The 15864-nt window shown below is 61.5% G+C and carries 11 protein-coding genes; all 11 read right to left on the reverse strand.

Annotation, left to right across the window (positions count from 1 at the left end):
- Positions 1–145: 145 nt before the first annotated feature.
- Entirely contained in the window at positions 146–1870 is a 1725-nt protein-coding gene (locus L972_RS16340) for an SLC13 family permease (protein ID WP_047439587.1), read from the reverse strand.
- Positions 1871–1874: 4 nt separating this feature from the next.
- On the reverse strand, positions 1875–3302 hold the full coding sequence (gene cysN, locus L972_RS16345) for a sulfate adenylyltransferase subunit CysN (protein WP_047439590.1): 1428 nt from the start codon (positions 3300–3302) through the stop codon (positions 1875–1877).
- A 12-nt stretch (positions 3303–3314) separates the two neighbouring features.
- Positions 3315–4283 carry a sulfate adenylyltransferase subunit CysD gene (gene cysD, locus L972_RS16350; RefSeq protein WP_052200077.1) on the reverse strand — a complete coding sequence of 323 codons (969 nt, stop codon included), beginning with the start codon at positions 4281–4283 and terminating at the stop codon, positions 3315–3317.
- A gap of 96 nt (positions 4284–4379) precedes the next feature.
- On the reverse strand, positions 4380–5816 hold the full coding sequence (gene cysG, locus L972_RS16355) for a siroheme synthase CysG (RefSeq protein WP_047439592.1): 1437 nt from the start codon (positions 5814–5816) through the stop codon (positions 4380–4382).
- A 155-nt stretch (positions 5817–5971) separates the two neighbouring features.
- Positions 5972–6316 carry a nitrite reductase small subunit NirD gene (gene nirD / locus L972_RS16360; RefSeq protein WP_052200078.1) on the reverse strand — a complete coding sequence of 115 codons (345 nt, stop codon included), beginning with the start codon at positions 6314–6316 and terminating at the stop codon, positions 5972–5974.
- On the reverse strand, positions 6313–8814 hold the full coding sequence (gene nirB / locus L972_RS16365; protein ID WP_047439593.1) for a nitrite reductase large subunit NirB: 2502 nt from the start codon (positions 8812–8814) through the stop codon (positions 6313–6315). The genes nirD and nirB overlap by 4 nt, the downstream gene beginning before the upstream one ends.
- A 19-nt stretch (positions 8815–8833) precedes the next feature.
- Positions 8834–9661 (reverse strand): ABC transporter ATP-binding protein, encoded by an 828-nt coding sequence (locus L972_RS16370; RefSeq protein WP_047439595.1) that lies wholly within the window; start codon positions 9659–9661, stop codon positions 8834–8836.
- Positions 9662–9676: 15 nt separating this feature from the next.
- Positions 9677–10606, reverse strand: a complete 930-nt coding sequence (locus L972_RS16375) for an ABC transporter permease (RefSeq protein ID WP_047439596.1) — start codon at positions 10604–10606, stop codon at positions 9677–9679.
- Between the two features lie 14 nt (positions 10607–10620).
- Positions 10621–11964: a CmpA/NrtA family ABC transporter substrate-binding protein gene (locus L972_RS16380; RefSeq protein ID WP_047439598.1), complete on the reverse strand. Its 1344-nt coding sequence runs from the start codon at positions 11962–11964 to the stop codon at positions 10621–10623.
- Between the two features lie 355 nt (positions 11965–12319).
- A complete protein-coding gene (locus L972_RS16385; RefSeq protein WP_047439635.1) occupies positions 12320–12898 on the reverse strand; it encodes an ANTAR domain-containing response regulator in 579 nt (192 codons plus the stop codon).
- 110 nt (positions 12899–13008) lie between these two features.
- Entirely contained in the window at positions 13009–15627 is a 2619-nt protein-coding gene (locus L972_RS16390) for a nitrate reductase (protein ID WP_052200079.1), read from the reverse strand.
- Positions 15628–15864: the final 237 nt, after the last annotated feature.

A 15864-nucleotide genomic window follows, 5' to 3' on the forward strand; every position in this document is an offset into this window, starting at 1 on the left:
TGCTCACCCAACACTCCTTGATTGGCGCTCACGCCTCAAAACTTAAACTGTCCGGCACCACGGGGAGCCGCTTCGGACTATCAGCCGCCAACGTGCTGATGCCATGGTATTGCTCACCCAACACGCCTTGATTGGCGCTCACGCCTTAAAACGGAAACAGCAGGGGCACCATCACAATCACCCCGAGGCTATAGGCCAGCGAGACCGGCAGGGCCAGCTTGAGGTAGTCCGGCATCTTGTAGTTGCCCGCGGCATAGACCATCAGGTTGGTCTGGTAGCCGTAGGGCAGGATAAAGCTGGAGCTGGCCCCGAACAGCACCGCCAGAATAAACGGCATGGTCGAGACATCCATGCTGAGCGCCAGCTGGTAACCCATGGGGAAGGCCAGCGCGGCGGCGGCGTTGTTGCTCATCAGCTCGGTCAGCACCAGCGTAAACAGATAGATACCGATAAAGGCGATGATGGGGCTGGCACCATTGAACTCTCCCATCAGCCAGTCGGCGATAAGCTTGGCCAGCCCGCTCTTTTCCAGCTGATCGGCGATGGCGAGCGCCCCGCCCACCACCAGCCAGATATCCAGCGGAAAGCGGCGGCGGATCTCGTCCAAGGTCAGAATGCGGGTGAGCAGCAGCGCCACCAGCATCAGCAGCAAGCCCTTGAACAGCGGCACCAGATCAAACACCGAGAGCGCCAGCACCCCGAGAAATCCCAGCACCACGGCGGCGCTGCGCTTGCCATCGAGGCGGGTGGAGGCTTCCAGCCCGCTCACCACCACAAACTCCCGCCCCAGCGACTTGTTGCGGGCAAACTGGGGGCCGGGGGCCAGCAGCAGGGTATCACCGGCGTGCAGTTCAATCTGGCCGAGACCGCCGGTAAGCTGGGTTTCGCCGCGGCGCACCGCCAGTACCACCGCATCGAAGTGGGTGCGAAATTCGGCATCCTTGATGGTCTGACCCACCAGCCGCGAGCTGTGGCTGACGATCACCTCCACCAGATGCTGGCCGTTGAGGCGGTGCTGGCCGTAGAGATCCAGCCCCTTCATCTCCTGCAACACGCCGACGCTCTCCACATCGCCGCAAAACAGCAGCACGTCCCCTTCGTGCAGTTCATGTTCCGGCTGCACCGGGCAGATCACCTGATCGCCGCGAATGATCTCCGCCAGATAGAGACTTTTCAGGCTGCGCAAGCCGTTCTCCTTGACGCTGCGCCCCGCCAGCGGTGAACCGGCGCCCACCTTGGCTTCGAGAAAGTAGCCGGATTCGCGGCTCATCTCGGTATCCTGCACCGGCAGGTGGCGGGCAAACAGCAGCACGGCCACCAGACCGGTCAGCAGGGTGCCCGCTCCCACCATAAAGAAGTCGAACATGCCGAGCGGCGGCGCCCCCATCTTGATGAGGAAGCTGTTGACGATAAGGTTGGTGGAGGTGCCGATGAGGGTCAGCACCCCACCAAAGGTGGCCGCGAAGCACATGGGCAGCAGCAGCCGCGACGGCGCATGGTTGGGGTTGCGTTTGACCGCTCCCAGCATGGAGGCCACCACGGCGGTGTTGTTGACGAAAGCCGACAGGAAGGCGGTGGAGAACCACACCTTCACCAGCACCTTGTTGAATGAACCCGTGCCCACCAGATTGGCGAACCAGCTCATGATGCGGGTCTTCTCCACCGCCAGCGACACCAGCAGCAACAGCACCAGCGTCAGCAGGGCACTGTTGGTGTAGCCCGCCACCACTGCGTTGATATCCGCCAGCCCGCTCAGGTAGGTGATGAGCACGGCGCCCGAGAAGAGCAGCGCCGGGCGGAGTTTGCCCTGGATCAGCAGGGCCACGAGAGCAGCCAGCAGACCCAGCACCAGGAATTGTTGCCAGGTCATGGGCTTACTCCTTGCTTGTGTCGTTACCGATGGCAAGGGCTTGCCAGTGCGGGAAGTGCTTGCGCACCAGCGCGTTGAGCTCGATTTCGAACTCGCTGTAGTGCCCTTTTACCGCTTTGGCGGCCAAGCCTTCCACTATCATGCCGGCGCCGACGGTGACGTTGGTCAGCCGGTCGATCAGGATAAAACTGCCGGTATCGCGGATCTCCTGATACGGGTCGAACGCCACCGGGTCGGTCAGGCTCAGCTCGCACAGGCCGATCTCGTTGAGCTTGAGTTCGCTCGCGTCCAACTCGTCCAGCTTGTTGATCTCGATGCGGTGGCGGATGGCCTCCACCTGACCGCGACTCTTCTTGGTGGCCAGCTTGACGTCGTAGACCCGACCCAGTTGCAGGGACTCCTCCCCCATCCAGACGATATGGGCCAGCACATTCTGGGTCACTTGCGGACGGTTGGCGGCATCCACCAGCAGGTCGCCGCGGCTGATGTCGATTTCATCCGCGAAGGTGACGGTGATGGCCTGACCCGGCAGGGCGTACTCCAGATCCCCGTCGAAGGTGACGATACGGGTGACTGTGCTCTCTTTGCCGGACGGCAGCACCGCAAGCCGGTCGCCCACCCGCAGGATGCCGGAGGCGAGCGTCCCCGCGAAGCCGCGAAAATCGAGGTTGGGGCGGTTCACATACTGCACCGGCAGGCGCACCGGATGGCGCTCCAGCTCGCGCTCAACCTCGGCAGACTCCAGCAGAGCAAGCAGGGTTTCGCCCTGATACCAGGCCAGCTTGTCGCTCTGGTTGACTACGTTGTCACCGTCCAGGGCCGAGACCGGCACGATATGGATGGTGTCGACGCTGAGCTTCTTGGCAAACTCGCGGTAGTCGGCACTGATGCGCTCGAACACCTCCTGACTGAACTCCACCAGATCCATCTTGTTGACCGCCACCACAAACTGCTTGATGCCAAGCAGGCTCGCAATAAAGCTGTGGCGGCGGGTCTGATCCAGCACACCCTTGCGGGCATCGATCAATATGATGGCCAGATCGCAGGTGGAGGCGCCGGTGGCCATGTTGCGGGTGTACTGCTCGTGGCCCGGGGTATCCGAGATGATAAATTTGCGCTTGGCGGTGGAGAAATAGCGGTAGGCCACGTCGATGGTGATGCCCTGCTCGCGCTCCGCTTGCAGGCCGTCTACCAGCAGCGCCAGATCCAGCTTCTCGCCGGTGGTGCCGAGCTTCTGGCTGTCGGACTCCAGCGCTTTGAGCTGATCTTCATAGATCTGCTGGGAGTCGTGCAGCAGGCGACCGATAAGGGTGCTCTTGCCGTCATCCACGCTGCCGCAGGTGAGAAAACGCAGCAGACTCTTGTGCTGCTGGGCGTGCAGATAGGCTTCGATGCCCTGTTCGGTGATGGCGGTCTGAATATGGCTGTTCATGCTGACGACTCCTTAGAAATATCCCTGACGCTTCTTCTGCTCCATGGAGCCGGCCTGATCGTGGTCAATCAGCCGCCCTTGCCGCTCGCTCGAGGTGGTGAGCAGCATCTCTTCAATAATTTCCGGCAAGGTGGTGGCATCGGATTCGATGGCCCCGGTGAGCGGATAGCAGCCGAGGGTGCGGAAACGCACCAGCTCCTGCTTCACCTCATCCTCGGCGGTCAGCGGCATACGATCGTCATCCACCATGATCTTGATGCCGTTGCGCTCCACCACCGGACGGTAAGCGGCGAAGTAGAGCGGCACTATGTCGATGTTCTCGAGATAGATGTATTGCCAGATATCCAGCTCGGTCCAGTTGGAGAGCGGGAACACCCGGATGCTCTCCCCCTTGTTGACCTGGCTGTTGTAGACCCGCCACAGCTCCGGGCGCTGGTTCTTCGGATCCCAGCGGTGGGACTTGTCACGGAAGGAGTAGACCCGCTCCTTGGCGCGGGACTTCTCCTCGTCGCGACGGGCGCCACCGAAGGCGGCGTCGAAGCCATATTTGTTGAGCGCCTGCTTGAGCCCCTCGGTCTTCATGATGTCAGTGTGCTTGCCGCTACCGTGGACGAAGGGGTTGATGCCCATGGCAAGCCCTTCCGGGTTCTTGTGGACGATGAGATCCAGCCCGTACTTCCTGGCGGTCTCATCGCGGAACTTGATCATCTCCTTGAACTTCCAGTCGGTATCGACGTGGAGCAAGGGAAACGGGATCTTGCCCGGATAGAAGGCCTTGCGGGCCAGGTGCAGCATGACGGAGGAGTCCTTGCCGATGGAGTACATCATCACCGGGTTTTCAAATTCGGCAGCCACCTCGCGGATAATATGGATGCTTTCGGCTTCCAGCTGCTGCAGATGTGTCAATCTTTCACGAGAGACACCTGCATGACTGCTCTCCGCGTTCGGCTGCTGCAAGTGGGTCAATCTTTCACGGTCCATGTTGGTCCTCGGGTCATTGCTTATGCGCCTGCTCGGGGCGCTGGGTGGTTCAGTGCGCGGCCGCATCGGCAGCCGCATCAAATATCTCTTTCTCGGTCAGGCCAGCTGCACCAGCTTGAGGTCGCAGCCATCGAGATCCGGGTTAGCGCGCAGCTGCTCGCCGCTTTTTTCTCCAAACCAGGCGAGCCGCTCGCGCAGTGCCACTACTTCGCCGATGACGATAAGCGACGGGCTCACCGCCTGTTTGGCAAGCTCGGCCAAGTCGGCCAGCGTGCCGGTCAGCACCCGCTGGCGGGATGTGGTGCCGCGCTCGATGATGGCGATGGGGGTGGCTTGGCTTCGGCCGTGATCCACCAGCTGCTGCTGGATATTCTCGGAGCGCATCAGCCCCATGTAGATGACCAGGGTCTGACTGGTGGCGGCGAGCTGCTGCCAGTCGGGCTCCTTGCCATCGATCTGGCAATGACCCGTGATAAAGACAGCGCTCTGGGCGTAATCACGATGAGTGAGCGGAATACCTGCATAGGCGGTGGCACCGGCGGCGGCCGTGATGCCGGGCACCACCGAGAAGGGGATGCCTTCGTCGGCCAGCACTTCCAGCTCCTCGCCACCCCGGCCAAACATAAAGGGATCGCCCCCTTTCAGCCGCACCACCCGGTTGCCCGCCTTGGCGTATTCCACCAGCAGGCGATTGGTCTCCTCCTGCGGCACGCTGTGGGCACCCGCCTTCTTGCCAACTGACACCAGAGTGGCGTCGCGGCGCACCAGATCGAGGATCTCGGCGGAGACCAGCTGGTCGTAGAGCACCACTTCAGCCTGTTGAATCTGTTGCAGCGCCTTGAGGGTCAAGAGGCCCGGATCGCCGGGGCCCGCGCCGACCAAGACCACCTCGCCCACTTCGCTTTTCGCCTGATCGAGGCCATCGCTCAGCCACTGCTCGGCACCTTGCCAATCTTCTTTCTCAATCAGGCTGGCGAGGGTGTTGGAAGCAAAGGCGCGCTCCCAGAAGCGGCGGCGATCGGAAATCGAGGAGAGCACCTGCTTGGCCTTGTCACGGACCCGGCCGGATAGCTCGGTCAGCCCGCCGAGATGGCGCGGCAGCAGGCTCTCCAGCCGCTCGCGCAAGAGGCGCACCAGCACCGGCGCCTTGCCGCCGCTGGAGACCGCCACCATCAGCGGCGAGCGATCGATAATCGAGGGGAAGATAAAACTGGAACGCTTGGGGTCATCCACCACGTTGACGAACAGACCCAGCTGATTGGCACTTTGATAAACCAGTGCGTTGACTTCGAGATTGTCGGTCGCCGCTACCACCAAAATCTGGCCTGCGAGATGGGCCGGAGTGAAGCGCTCCGCCAGATGGCTGAAACGCCCGGTGAATTCCGCAAATTCCGGTTCAAGCTTCGGGGAGACCAGGGTCAGCCGGGCACCGGCCGCCAGCAGCAGGCGCGCCTTGCGCAGGGCAACCTCGCCCCCGCCCACCAGCAGTATCGGGCGGCCTTCCAACTTGGCAAACATCGGCAAATAATCCATTTTGCACCTCTCCATACCTGATGAGCGCACTCTAGCGGGGCGCCAGCGCGCAACAAAATAATAAAGAACGTTCATTTAGAACTATAAGGAATATAAGAGAGCAGCCAGCGGCCGCTAAGAGCAGGCGCCCCAAGGGGCTGGGGCGCCTGAGGGGATCACGTCAAGTCAGGCTGGGCCAGCCAGACCTGCCCCTCCTCGATCTTGATAGGCCAAGGCCGCAGCCCCAGCGCAGGGTTATCGAGGCAGCGGCCATCGCGCAGCGAATAGCGCTGCTTATAAAGGGGCGAGGCGACCATAGGCTCCCCCTGGCAGTCACCCACCAAGCCGGAGTCCATCACCGCCACCCCCGCCACCGGGTCCATCCCGTCGAGGGCATAGATCTCGCCCCCACAGCGAAACAGTGCGACCACGCGATCGGCCACCCGCAGGCTGCGTCCCACGCCCTCCTCCAGCTGCGTCAATTCACAGGCGGGCAGCCACGCCATACCGGATGTCGTCATACCACCTCCTTGATCTTGATCTCGGGCACCCACTGACCACGGATCTCATGGCGCGGCGGGGTGATCTCCTCGGGTTGATTCAAATGGGCCTCAAACAGCCGCAGCTTGTCGGGATCGGCCAACGTGGCCTTCCATTCACACTCCCAACTACCCACCACGGCCGCCATGGCCGATTCCAACTCGCCCCCGATACCGAGTCGGTCCTCGATGATGACGGACTTGAGGTAGTCGAGCCCTCCTTCCATGCCTTCCAGCCAGACCGAGGTGCGCTGCAAGCGATCCCCGGTACGCACATAAAACATCAGCAAACGGTCGATGTAGCGGATCAGGGTCTGGTCATCCAGATCGGTGGCAAACAGGTCTGCATGACGCGGGCGCATGCCGCCATTGCCGCAGACATAGAGATTCCAGCCCCGCTCGGTGGCAATCACACCGATATCCTTGCTTTGGGCCTCGGCACACTCACGGGTACAGCCGGAGACGGCAAACTTCAGCTTATGGGGTGCTCGCAACCCCTTGTAGCGGTGCTCCAACTGCTGGGTCATCGCCAGCGAATCCTGTACCCCGTAGCGGCACCAGGTGGACCCCACGCATGACTTCACGGTACGCACCGACTTGCCATAGGCTTGGCCGGTCTCGAAGCCCGCCGCCACCAGGTCACGCCAGATCGCCGGTAACTGATCGCGCCGAGCCCCCAACATGTCGATCCGCTGGCCGCCAGTGATCTTGGTAAAGAGCCCGTAACGCTCGGCGATCTCCCCAAGGGTGATGAGCCCGCGCGGGGTAATTTCCCCCCCTGCAATCCGTGGCACCACCGAATAGGTACCATCTCGCTGGATGTTGGCGAGGAAACGATCGTTGCTGTCTTGCAGCGCCCGATGCGGCTTCTCCAACACGTGTTCGTTCCAGAGCGAGGCGAGGATGGAGGCGATCACCGGCTTGCACACCTCGCAGCCAAGCCCCTGACCATGGCGAGCCAGCAGCGTGTCAAAGTCGCGGATCTGCTCGACCCGGATCAGATGGCACAACTCTTGACGGCTGAAGCCAAAGTGTTCGCACAAATGATTGTCGGTCTCGACCCCGAGCTCGCTCAGGGTCTGATCCAGCACCTGTTTAAGCAGGTTACTGCACCCCCCGCAGCCGGTGCCGGCGCGGGTCACGGCCTTGATCTGACCCAGCTCGTGATGCCCGGCCCGAACCGCCGCTGCCACGGCCCCCTTGCTCACGTTATGGCAGGAGCAGAGGGTTGCGCTCTCTGGCAAGGTCAGCGGTGCGGCCACCGTATCCCCCTCACCAGTGAGCAACGCCAATAGCGGGGTGGGCAAGGGCATCCCTTGCTGGTAGTAGGTGAGCAACCGATCGTAGTCGGCCCCATCCCCCACCAGGATGGCCCCCAACAACCGCTCACCCTGCTCATCAACCACCAGTTTTTTGTAGACCCCTGTGCTTCGGTCAAGCAGCAACAGCGACTGGGCGCCTGCGGTCACCCCCTGACCATCACCGATGGCCCCCACATCCACCCCCATCAACTTGAGCTTGGTAGACATGTCAGCGCCATTGAAACGGCTCTCGCCACCACACAGGGTGGCCACGGCGGCACGAGCCATCTGATAGCCGGGAGCAACCAGACCAAAGATCCGCCCCTGCCACAACGCACATTCACCAATGGCCAGAATGGCCGGATCCGAGCACTGGCACTGCTCATCAATGACGATACCGCCGCGCTCACCCACCGCCAGCCCGGCACCGCGCGCCAGACTATCGGCCGGACGGATCCCGGCCGAGAAGAGCAGTACGTCGCACTCCAGGTGCCCGCCATCGGCAAACACCAACCGGTGGCGAGCCTGCTCACCATCGACGATACGCTCGGTCACCTTGCCCAGGTGCGCTTCTACGCCGAGCCCGGCAATCTTGCTGGCCAGCAGCTCTCCCCCCAGCTCATCGAGCTGAACCGGCATCAGGCGAGGTGCAAACTCCACCACATGAGTTTGCAGACCGAGCAGGCGCAAGGCATTGGCGGCCTCCAACCCGAGCAGTCCACCACCGATCACCACCCCGCTGCGCGCATGGGCACAGGCTTCGCGGATCGCAATCAGATCATCGAGAGTGCGATAGACAAAGCAGTGGCTGCGATCTCGTCCCGGGATCGGTGGCACAAAGGGCATCGACCCCGTGGCCAGCACCAGACGGTCATAACCAATAGCCTCCCCATTACTCAACTGCACCAGACCCGCTTGCCGATCGATCACCTCCACGCTCGCCCCCAGACGCAGGGGGATGCCCTGATCGTGATACCAGCCCGGATCCGCCAACCGCAGCGCCTCGGGGGCTCTGCCACCAAACACCTCGGAGAGGTGGACCCGGTCATATGCCGGATCTGGCTCCGCCCCCAGCACAGTCAACTCGAACTGTGCCAACCCGCCGGCCGCCACCAGTTGCTCCACAAAGTGGTGGCCGACCATACCGTTGCCCACTACCACCAATCGCTGTTTGTTCATCCCTGTACTCCTTACTCTCTCACGCCCGCAACTTGCCGGCCTGTGGCTTGCTCTCTTCCCCTTTGAGTGGGGTGACCTTGCGCTGTTTTTCATACAAAAAACGCAGCACCTGCTGGCGTAGCCTGTGGTAGTGATGATCGTCGGCCAGCGCCACCCGATCCCGCGGCCGGGGCAGCGACACCGTCAATACCTCACCGATAGTGGCGCTGGGGCCGTTGGTCAGCATCACGATGCGATCCGACAACAACACCGCCTCATCCACATCGTGGGTCACCATCAGCACCGTCGTACCGAGCCTGGCCTGAATGGCCATCAAGGCATCTTGCAGATGCGCCCGGGTCAACGCATCGAGCGCGCCAAACGGCTCATCCATCAACAGCACCTTGGGGCTGAGTGACAACGCGCGGGCAATGCCAACCCGCTGCTTCATCCCCCCCGATATTTCGTGTGGCATCTTGTCGGCGGCATGATCCATCTGTACCAGAGAGAGAAACTCCATCACCCGCTCACTCACCCGGCCCCGACCCGACTCGACCTGGCGCACCGCCAGGGCGACATTCTCGAACACCGAGAGCCAGGGCAACAGCGCATGGTGTTGGAAAACCATGGCTCGCTCCGGGCCAGGCCCACGGACTTCGCGACCGGCCAGAATGACCCCGCCACAACTCGGCTCGCACAGCCCGGCTACCAGGTTTAGCAAGGTACTCTTGCCGCATCCCGAATGACCGATGAGGGAGATGAATTCCCCCTGTTCGATGCGCAAGTTGACATTGGTCAGCGCCTCGAAGTAACCACGCTCGGTGGTGAACCCCACCCCCATGTTGCTCAATTGCAAGAATGCGCTCATCCCTTATCCCTCTTGTTAGCGCAGCTCGGCGCGTTTATCCCACGACCAGCGCAACTGCAGCGACAGCATCAGTCGATCAAGACCGCATCCAATAAGTCCTATGGTGAGCACCGCCACCATGATGCGTGCCAGCGAGCTGGCACCGCCGCTTTGAAACTCATCCCATACGAATTTGCCGAGCCCCGGATTCTGCGCCAGCATCTCGGCGGCAATCAGCACCATCCAGGCCACCCCGAGCGAGAGCCGCAAACCGGTGAAGATCATCGGCAAGGCGCTCGGCAGCACGATACGGCGCACATGGGTAGGCCAGGAGAGACACAACACCCGGCTGACATTTCCCAGATCCGGATCCAGCGTGCTGACCCCGACCGCGGTATTGATCAGGGTTGGCCACAGCGAACAGAGCGCCACCGTCACCGCCGAAACAATGAACGACTTGGCAAACAACGGATCGCTACTGACGTAGAGGGCACTCACCACCAGGGTGATCAGCGGTAGCCATGCCAGTGGGGAGATAGGTTTTAGCACCTGAACCAGCGGATTGATGGCCTGATAAAGCCGCGGATTCATCCCCAACAGGATGCCAAACGGCACGGCCAGTAGGCTGGCCAGACCAAAACCGAGCAACACGGTGCGCAAGCTGGTCAATACCTGATCGATGAAGGTGGGTCGCCCGGTGTAGGGCACGATGCGCACCTTGGCGGCAGGATCGATCGCCAACCGCTCGGCATTGCGCTGAGCCTGACGCGCCAGAAATGCGCGCTCACGCTCCCGCTCGGCCACAAATTCCTCACCAAGCCGTCCCGCCTGACTCAGCGTCGCAACTGGCCCCGGCAGGGCCCCCAGGGAGGTGTTGACATGGCCAGCCCCCCACTGCCATAGCAGCAGAAACAGTGCACAACCCAGCAAGGGCAAGCCCAGACGTTTGCAAATATTGAGATTCATAGGATGCTCCTTGGTTACTCTGCCCGCTCATCGCCCTTGAGGCCGATGGGGAACTGCGCGAGATAGGCGTTGGGTTGGCGCCCGTCAAAGGTGATGCCGTCGATAAAACCGGCATCCGGTGCCCGATAGCCACTCTCATGAGCAAAATCGACAAAGTCGGCAGCCTTGAACTTGCCCTCGGCAATCAGTGCTTCGGCAGCCTGGCGGTAGACGTCGGGTCGATAGACAGCCCGAGCGACCGCGTCGTACCAGCTATCTGGCTTGGCGGTGGGGATCTGACCCCAGCGGCGCATCTGGGTCAAAAACCAGACCGCATCCGAGTAGAAGGGATAGCTGGCGTGCTGCCGGAAAAAGAGGGTAAAGTCGGGGGCCTGACGCACATCCTCCTTGCTGTAGCGGAAGGTGCCGATCATTGAACTGGCGATCACCTGCTCATCCGCGCCTACATAGTCGGGACGCGCCAGCAGACGGGCCGCTTCAGGCCGATTGCGGTTATGTTGCTCATCCAGCCAGTAGGCCGCCCGCAGCAGGGCCTTGACCATTCGCACATGGGTATTGGGATACTGTTCGGCGAAGGTCCGGGTGACCCCCAATACCTTCTCGGGATTGGCGTGCCAAATCTCGCTATCGGTAATCACCGGTCTGCCAATCCCCTTGGCCAGTGCCTGCTGATTCCACGGTTCGCCCACGCAGTACCCCTTGATAGTGCCTGCCTCCAACGTGGCTGGCATCTGGGGAGGAGGGGTCACCGAGAGCAACACATCGGCCTTGAGCTGACCCGAGTTATCACCTCGCTCCGGGGCGTAAAACCCCGGGTGCAGCCCACCGGCAGCCAACCAGTAGCGCAGCTCATAGTTGTGGGGAGAGACCGGAAATACCATGCCCATGTTGAACGGCTTGCCATCACGGCGCGACTGCTCCACGGCGGGCTGCAATGCAGCAGCGCTGATCGGTCCCGTATGGTTGACCAGGGCCGGTTGCATCTGTTCCCAGACCGAATTGGCCACTGTGATGGCGTTACCGTTGCGATCCAGTGACAGAGCGGTCACCAGCTCGGCCTTGGTGCCAATACCGATATGGGCGGCCAGTGGTTGACCTGCCAGCATGTGCGCGCCATCCAACTCGCCACCGATCACCCGATCCAGCAAGACTTTCCAGTTGGCTTGGGCCTCCAGGGTCACATAGAGTCCTTCGTCCTCGAAATAGCCCCGCTCGTAGGCGACTGCCAGCGGCGCCATGTCAGTCAGCTTGATAAACCCGAGCCGCAGTGTCTCTTTTTCCGGCTCACCCACTTGTGCCTGTGCGGCGGCCCCCAACAAGACGGCGCCACAGAGCGCCCCCCATTTGATCATGCTCATCACGTCTCTCCCTGTGTGAAGCGGATCCAGCAAACGGCGCCATTGCCATTGGCTGAGCCACAAAAAAAACGCCTCACCGATCGGGTGATCGGTGAGGCGACAGTGCCTGTTACCTGACATCGTCAGGTCAATGTGTGCCGCAATCACAACGCCATGGATTGCGACTGCGGCTAATGCGTTATCACTTCATGTCTTTATTGCTATTCACTGCTATTCACATTGCATGCCAGTTTATGTGATCCCGAGCACAGAGGTGCCACACCTGCCTTTCAGACTTCCCCCCTCACCACCCGAGCCATCCGTTGCGCCAATTCGGGTCGCTGCTGCACCAGTTTGGCCAGACAGCTCGAGCGAGTTAGTCCGCCAGTAGCTGCAACAGCTGACGAGCCAGAACGCCGATACGCTTGCCCTGATCCATTGCGGTTTTGCGCAGCAACTGATAGGCCGCCTCTTCACTCAGCGCCTGGCGCTGCATCAACTGCCCTTTCGCCTGCTCCACCCAGCGGCGCTCCTCCAGTTGTTGCTGCAGATCTTGCTCCCGCCGCACCCCGTCCCCCAATACCATTTGCAGCTGGCGAGCCAGTGTCAGCCAGGATTCGATTCGCTCCTGCTCACCGCAATCATGGGGCACCAACCACACCCCCTTTGCCAACAGTACCTCCTGCTCCGCCACGCTCAGACGACTACAAAACAGCACTTTGGCCAAGGCGGGCCGCTCGATAAGTCCGATACGGATCTCGGCACTCAAGCGGCGGCAACTGATCAGCAGCCCATCGGCGGCCTCGCCTTCCGTCACCAGAGCGCGGCGATCGAGGATCCGGGTTCGATGACCATAATGGCTGCCAAGGACAGCCAACCGATTGGCCTGCTGCGGATCATCGGCATGGATCAACAGTAGGGAGCGGCTCACACCGCCGGGAGAGGTGAGGAACATGATGATCTCTTCCATGAGACTGAGTTGTACCAACTCAGGCAATCTGAAAGCCAACTTGTTGAATATACCTCCTTTTTATCCATCAAGAGGTATCAGGGGTAGTTCAGGTATTATGTCTGCCGAGTGGCCAGCAAACGTGCCACTTCCGGCAGACAAGTCCCACAATTGCTGCCGCACCCCAGCAGTGCCTGCAAGCCTGCGATCTCATTCACCCCCTGCTGGGTAATGGCTTCCAGGATCTGGCGCTCACTCACCCGCAAGCAGGAACAGATCAGGCGACTGGTGCCCGCCAGTGCCTGATCCAGGGTAGAGACAAGCGCATCGGCTTGCAGTGGCGCACCAAGCAGACTGGCCAGCCCATCGATCCTGACCGATTGGGGGGTCGGCGTGACCAACAGCAAGCTGACTATGCGCCCTTGTAGCAACTCGATCGCCAGCCACCCCTGCGGTTGTGGCACTCGCAGCCAGTTCCCCCCGGCACAGAGGCGACACCACACCTGCTCGGCTGTCTCGTGCCAATCAGCCAACCACTGACAAACACGCTTGCCACTGCTTCCCCTCAGGGTGCGCAGGGCCCACCAGGAGACGGGGTGCGCAAAGCGGTGCTCCGCCAACCACAACCCCTGCCAGCACAATGGCTGGCGCACTACCCTGACCTGCGTCTGCTTGAAAGCAGGCTGCCCCGACAGCGGATCGAGCCGGGCTGACACCAGCCGGTTGACACCCGCCCCCTGGCTGTAGACCTCGCTCCAGTGCATCGGTAAAAAGGCCTCCCCTTCTCGCAGCCCCTCATCACGGGAGGCCAGTGCAAGGCTCTCCCCCTGCTGGCTGCGGATCCGCAGCAAGGAGCCTGGCTCGGCTCCCAGCGCCAGCAGGCTGGCCGGCCCCAATCGCAGAGATGGCCAGGGTTCAGCCTCCTGCAATCGTGCCACATGACCCGTACGCGTCATGGTGTGCCACTGATCCCGCAACCGCCCAGAGTTGAGCAACAAGGCCACGCCCTCACCCGTCGGAGATGCCGGGCTCTCGCTCTGCGGCGCAGCCACTACCAGCCGGGCACGACCATCCGGAGTGGCAAAACGCCCATCGGAAAACAGTCGATCACAGCCGGTCGGATTGGCGCCATTAACGGGCCAGCGGATGGGTGATAATGCCTCAAACTGAGTGCGATCCAGCGTGGCCAGGCCGGAGATATCGAACTGGCGCGATCCGTCGTTCTCAAAGCCCGACAAGGCGGCATGTTCACAGAAAATTTGCTGCTCATGCTCATAGGGAAACGCGTCGGCAAAGCCCAACCGACGCGCCACCTGTGTTAATGCCCACCAGTCGGGACGAGCCTCTCCGGGGGCAGCCAAAAATGCGCGCTGCCGGCTGATGGTGCGATCCGAATTGGTCACTGTCCCCCCCTTCTCCCCCCAGGCGGCTGCCGGCAATAACAGATGGGCCAGACGGGCGGTGTCGGTTGCCGCCGTCACATCGGATACCACCAATAGCTCACAACGCCGCAGCGCGTCACATACCCCTAGCGAATCAGGCAACGAAACCGCAGGATTGGTGCCAATCACCCAGAGCGCCCGGATCTCACCACGATGAAGTGCCTCAAACAACGCCACCGCCTTATGACCCGGACCACTGACAAGCTGCGGCGCCCCCCAGAACCGAGCCAGACGATCGCGGCTTGCCTCATCAAATCCCATGTGGGCCGCCAGCTGAGTAGCCAGCCCCCCCACTTCGCGCCCCCCCATCGCGTTGGGCTGACCCGTCATGGAAAAAGGAGCCGCTCCCGGTTTACCGATGCGCCCGGTCAACAAATGGGCATTGATGATACAGCCAGCCTGATCGACGCCCTGTTCCGATTGATTGATCCCCTGACAAAACAGGGTAACGGTGCGCGCATTGGCCGCAAACAGCCTGTAGAAGCCCAGCAGATCCGAGAGTGGCAGATCGCAACTGGCTGCCACCGCCTCTGGGCGCCAGCAGGCGTGATCCAGTTCACTGGCCAGTTCAGCAAAACCAGCCACATGCCGGGCAACATACTCCTGATCCCAACCACCGCTATCAAGCAGGTAACGGCAAAGGCCGTTCCACAGGGCTACATCACTGCCCGGGCGCAGCGGCAGGTGCAGATCCCCCTGGCTGGCCGTCATGGTCTCCCGCGGATCGATCACCACCAACTTCATGCCGGGGCGCTGTGCCCGGGCCTGCTGCAAACGCCGAAACAGCACTGGATGGGTCCAAGCCGTATTCGCACCGGTCAGCACCACCAGATCGGCGAGCTCGAGATCTTCATAGCACGCCGGCACCAGATCTTCGCCAAACGCACGCTGATGGGCCACCACCGCCGATGACATACAGAGCCGTGAATTGGTATCGACATGGGGTGAGCCGATAAACCCTTTCATCAATTTGTTGGCCACATAATAATCTTCGGTGGTGAGCTGACCAGATAAATAGATCGCCACACTCTGCGGGCCGGACTCCGAGATGATGCGATCCAGTTCGCCCGCCAACCGATCGAGCGCACGATCCCAATCCAACTGCTCGCCATGCCAACGGGGGTAGAGCAAACGTTCGGGAAAATCGAGGCTGTCGATAAGGCTGCTCCCCTTGATGCAGAGTGCCCCCTTGTTGGCGGGGTGGGTAGCGTCACCACTTAACTGCCACCCCGTGTCACTCCGCTCCAGACTAACCCCGCATCCTACCCCACAATATGCGCACACACTCTTCATGCTGTTTATCCCCCAGCGCCGCCAGTAAAAAAGGCGCCAGCCCCTTGCGGAGCTGACGCCTGCGTCATGCCACTGCCAATTTGTTTGTATCTGTACCCTTGCGGCTGCACAGTGGCAACCGGTATACCCTGCGGTAAAGGGATTTATAGCAAGGATTGCGCCAACTTTCCCACCGTGACAGCGCCAGCAGCAGCTCACCGCAATTCATTCGCTAGCACCCTTTCTGGTGCACACGCC

This window comes from Aeromonas sp. ZOR0001 (assembly GCF_000801015.1).
GTDB classification, from domain to species: domain Bacteria; phylum Pseudomonadota; class Gammaproteobacteria; order Enterobacterales; family Aeromonadaceae; genus Aeromonas; species Aeromonas veronii.

What these genes read in the sequence shown, in the direction of transcription:
- cysN (WP_047439590.1), bottom strand. Translation starts at nt 3,302, where the DNA reads ATGAACAGCCATATTCAGACCGCCATCACCGAACAGGGCATCGAAGCC.
- L972_RS16375 (WP_047439596.1), bottom strand. Translation starts at nt 10,606, where the DNA reads ATGAATCTCAATATTTGCAAACGTCTGGGCTTGCCCTTGCTGGGTTGT.
- L972_RS16370 (WP_047439595.1), bottom strand. Translation starts at nt 9,661, where the DNA reads ATGAGCGCATTCTTGCAATTGAGCAACATGGGGGTGGGGTTCACCACC.
- L972_RS16380 (WP_047439598.1), bottom strand. Translation starts at nt 11,964, where the DNA reads ATGAGCATGATCAAATGGGGGGCGCTCTGTGGCGCCGTCTTGTTGGGG.
- L972_RS16385 (WP_047439635.1), bottom strand. Translation starts at nt 12,898, where the DNA reads ATGTTCCTCACCTCTCCCGGCGGTGTGAGCCGCTCCCTACTGTTGATC.
- nirD (WP_052200078.1), bottom strand. Translation starts at nt 6,316, where the DNA reads ATGACGACATCCGGTATGGCGTGGCTGCCCGCCTGTGAATTGACGCAG.
- cysG (WP_047439592.1), bottom strand. Translation starts at nt 5,816, where the DNA reads ATGGATTATTTGCCGATGTTTGCCAAGTTGGAAGGCCGCCCGATACTG.
- L972_RS16390 (WP_052200079.1), bottom strand. Translation starts at nt 15,627, where the DNA reads ATGAAGAGTGTGTGCGCATATTGTGGGGTAGGATGCGGGGTTAGTCTG.
- nirB (WP_047439593.1), bottom strand. Translation starts at nt 8,814, where the DNA reads ATGAACAAACAGCGATTGGTGGTAGTGGGCAACGGTATGGTCGGCCAC.
- cysD (WP_052200077.1), bottom strand. Translation starts at nt 4,283, where the DNA reads ATGGACCGTGAAAGATTGACCCACTTGCAGCAGCCGAACGCGGAGAGC.
- L972_RS16340 (WP_047439587.1), bottom strand. Translation starts at nt 1,870, where the DNA reads ATGACCTGGCAACAATTCCTGGTGCTGGGTCTGCTGGCTGCTCTCGTG.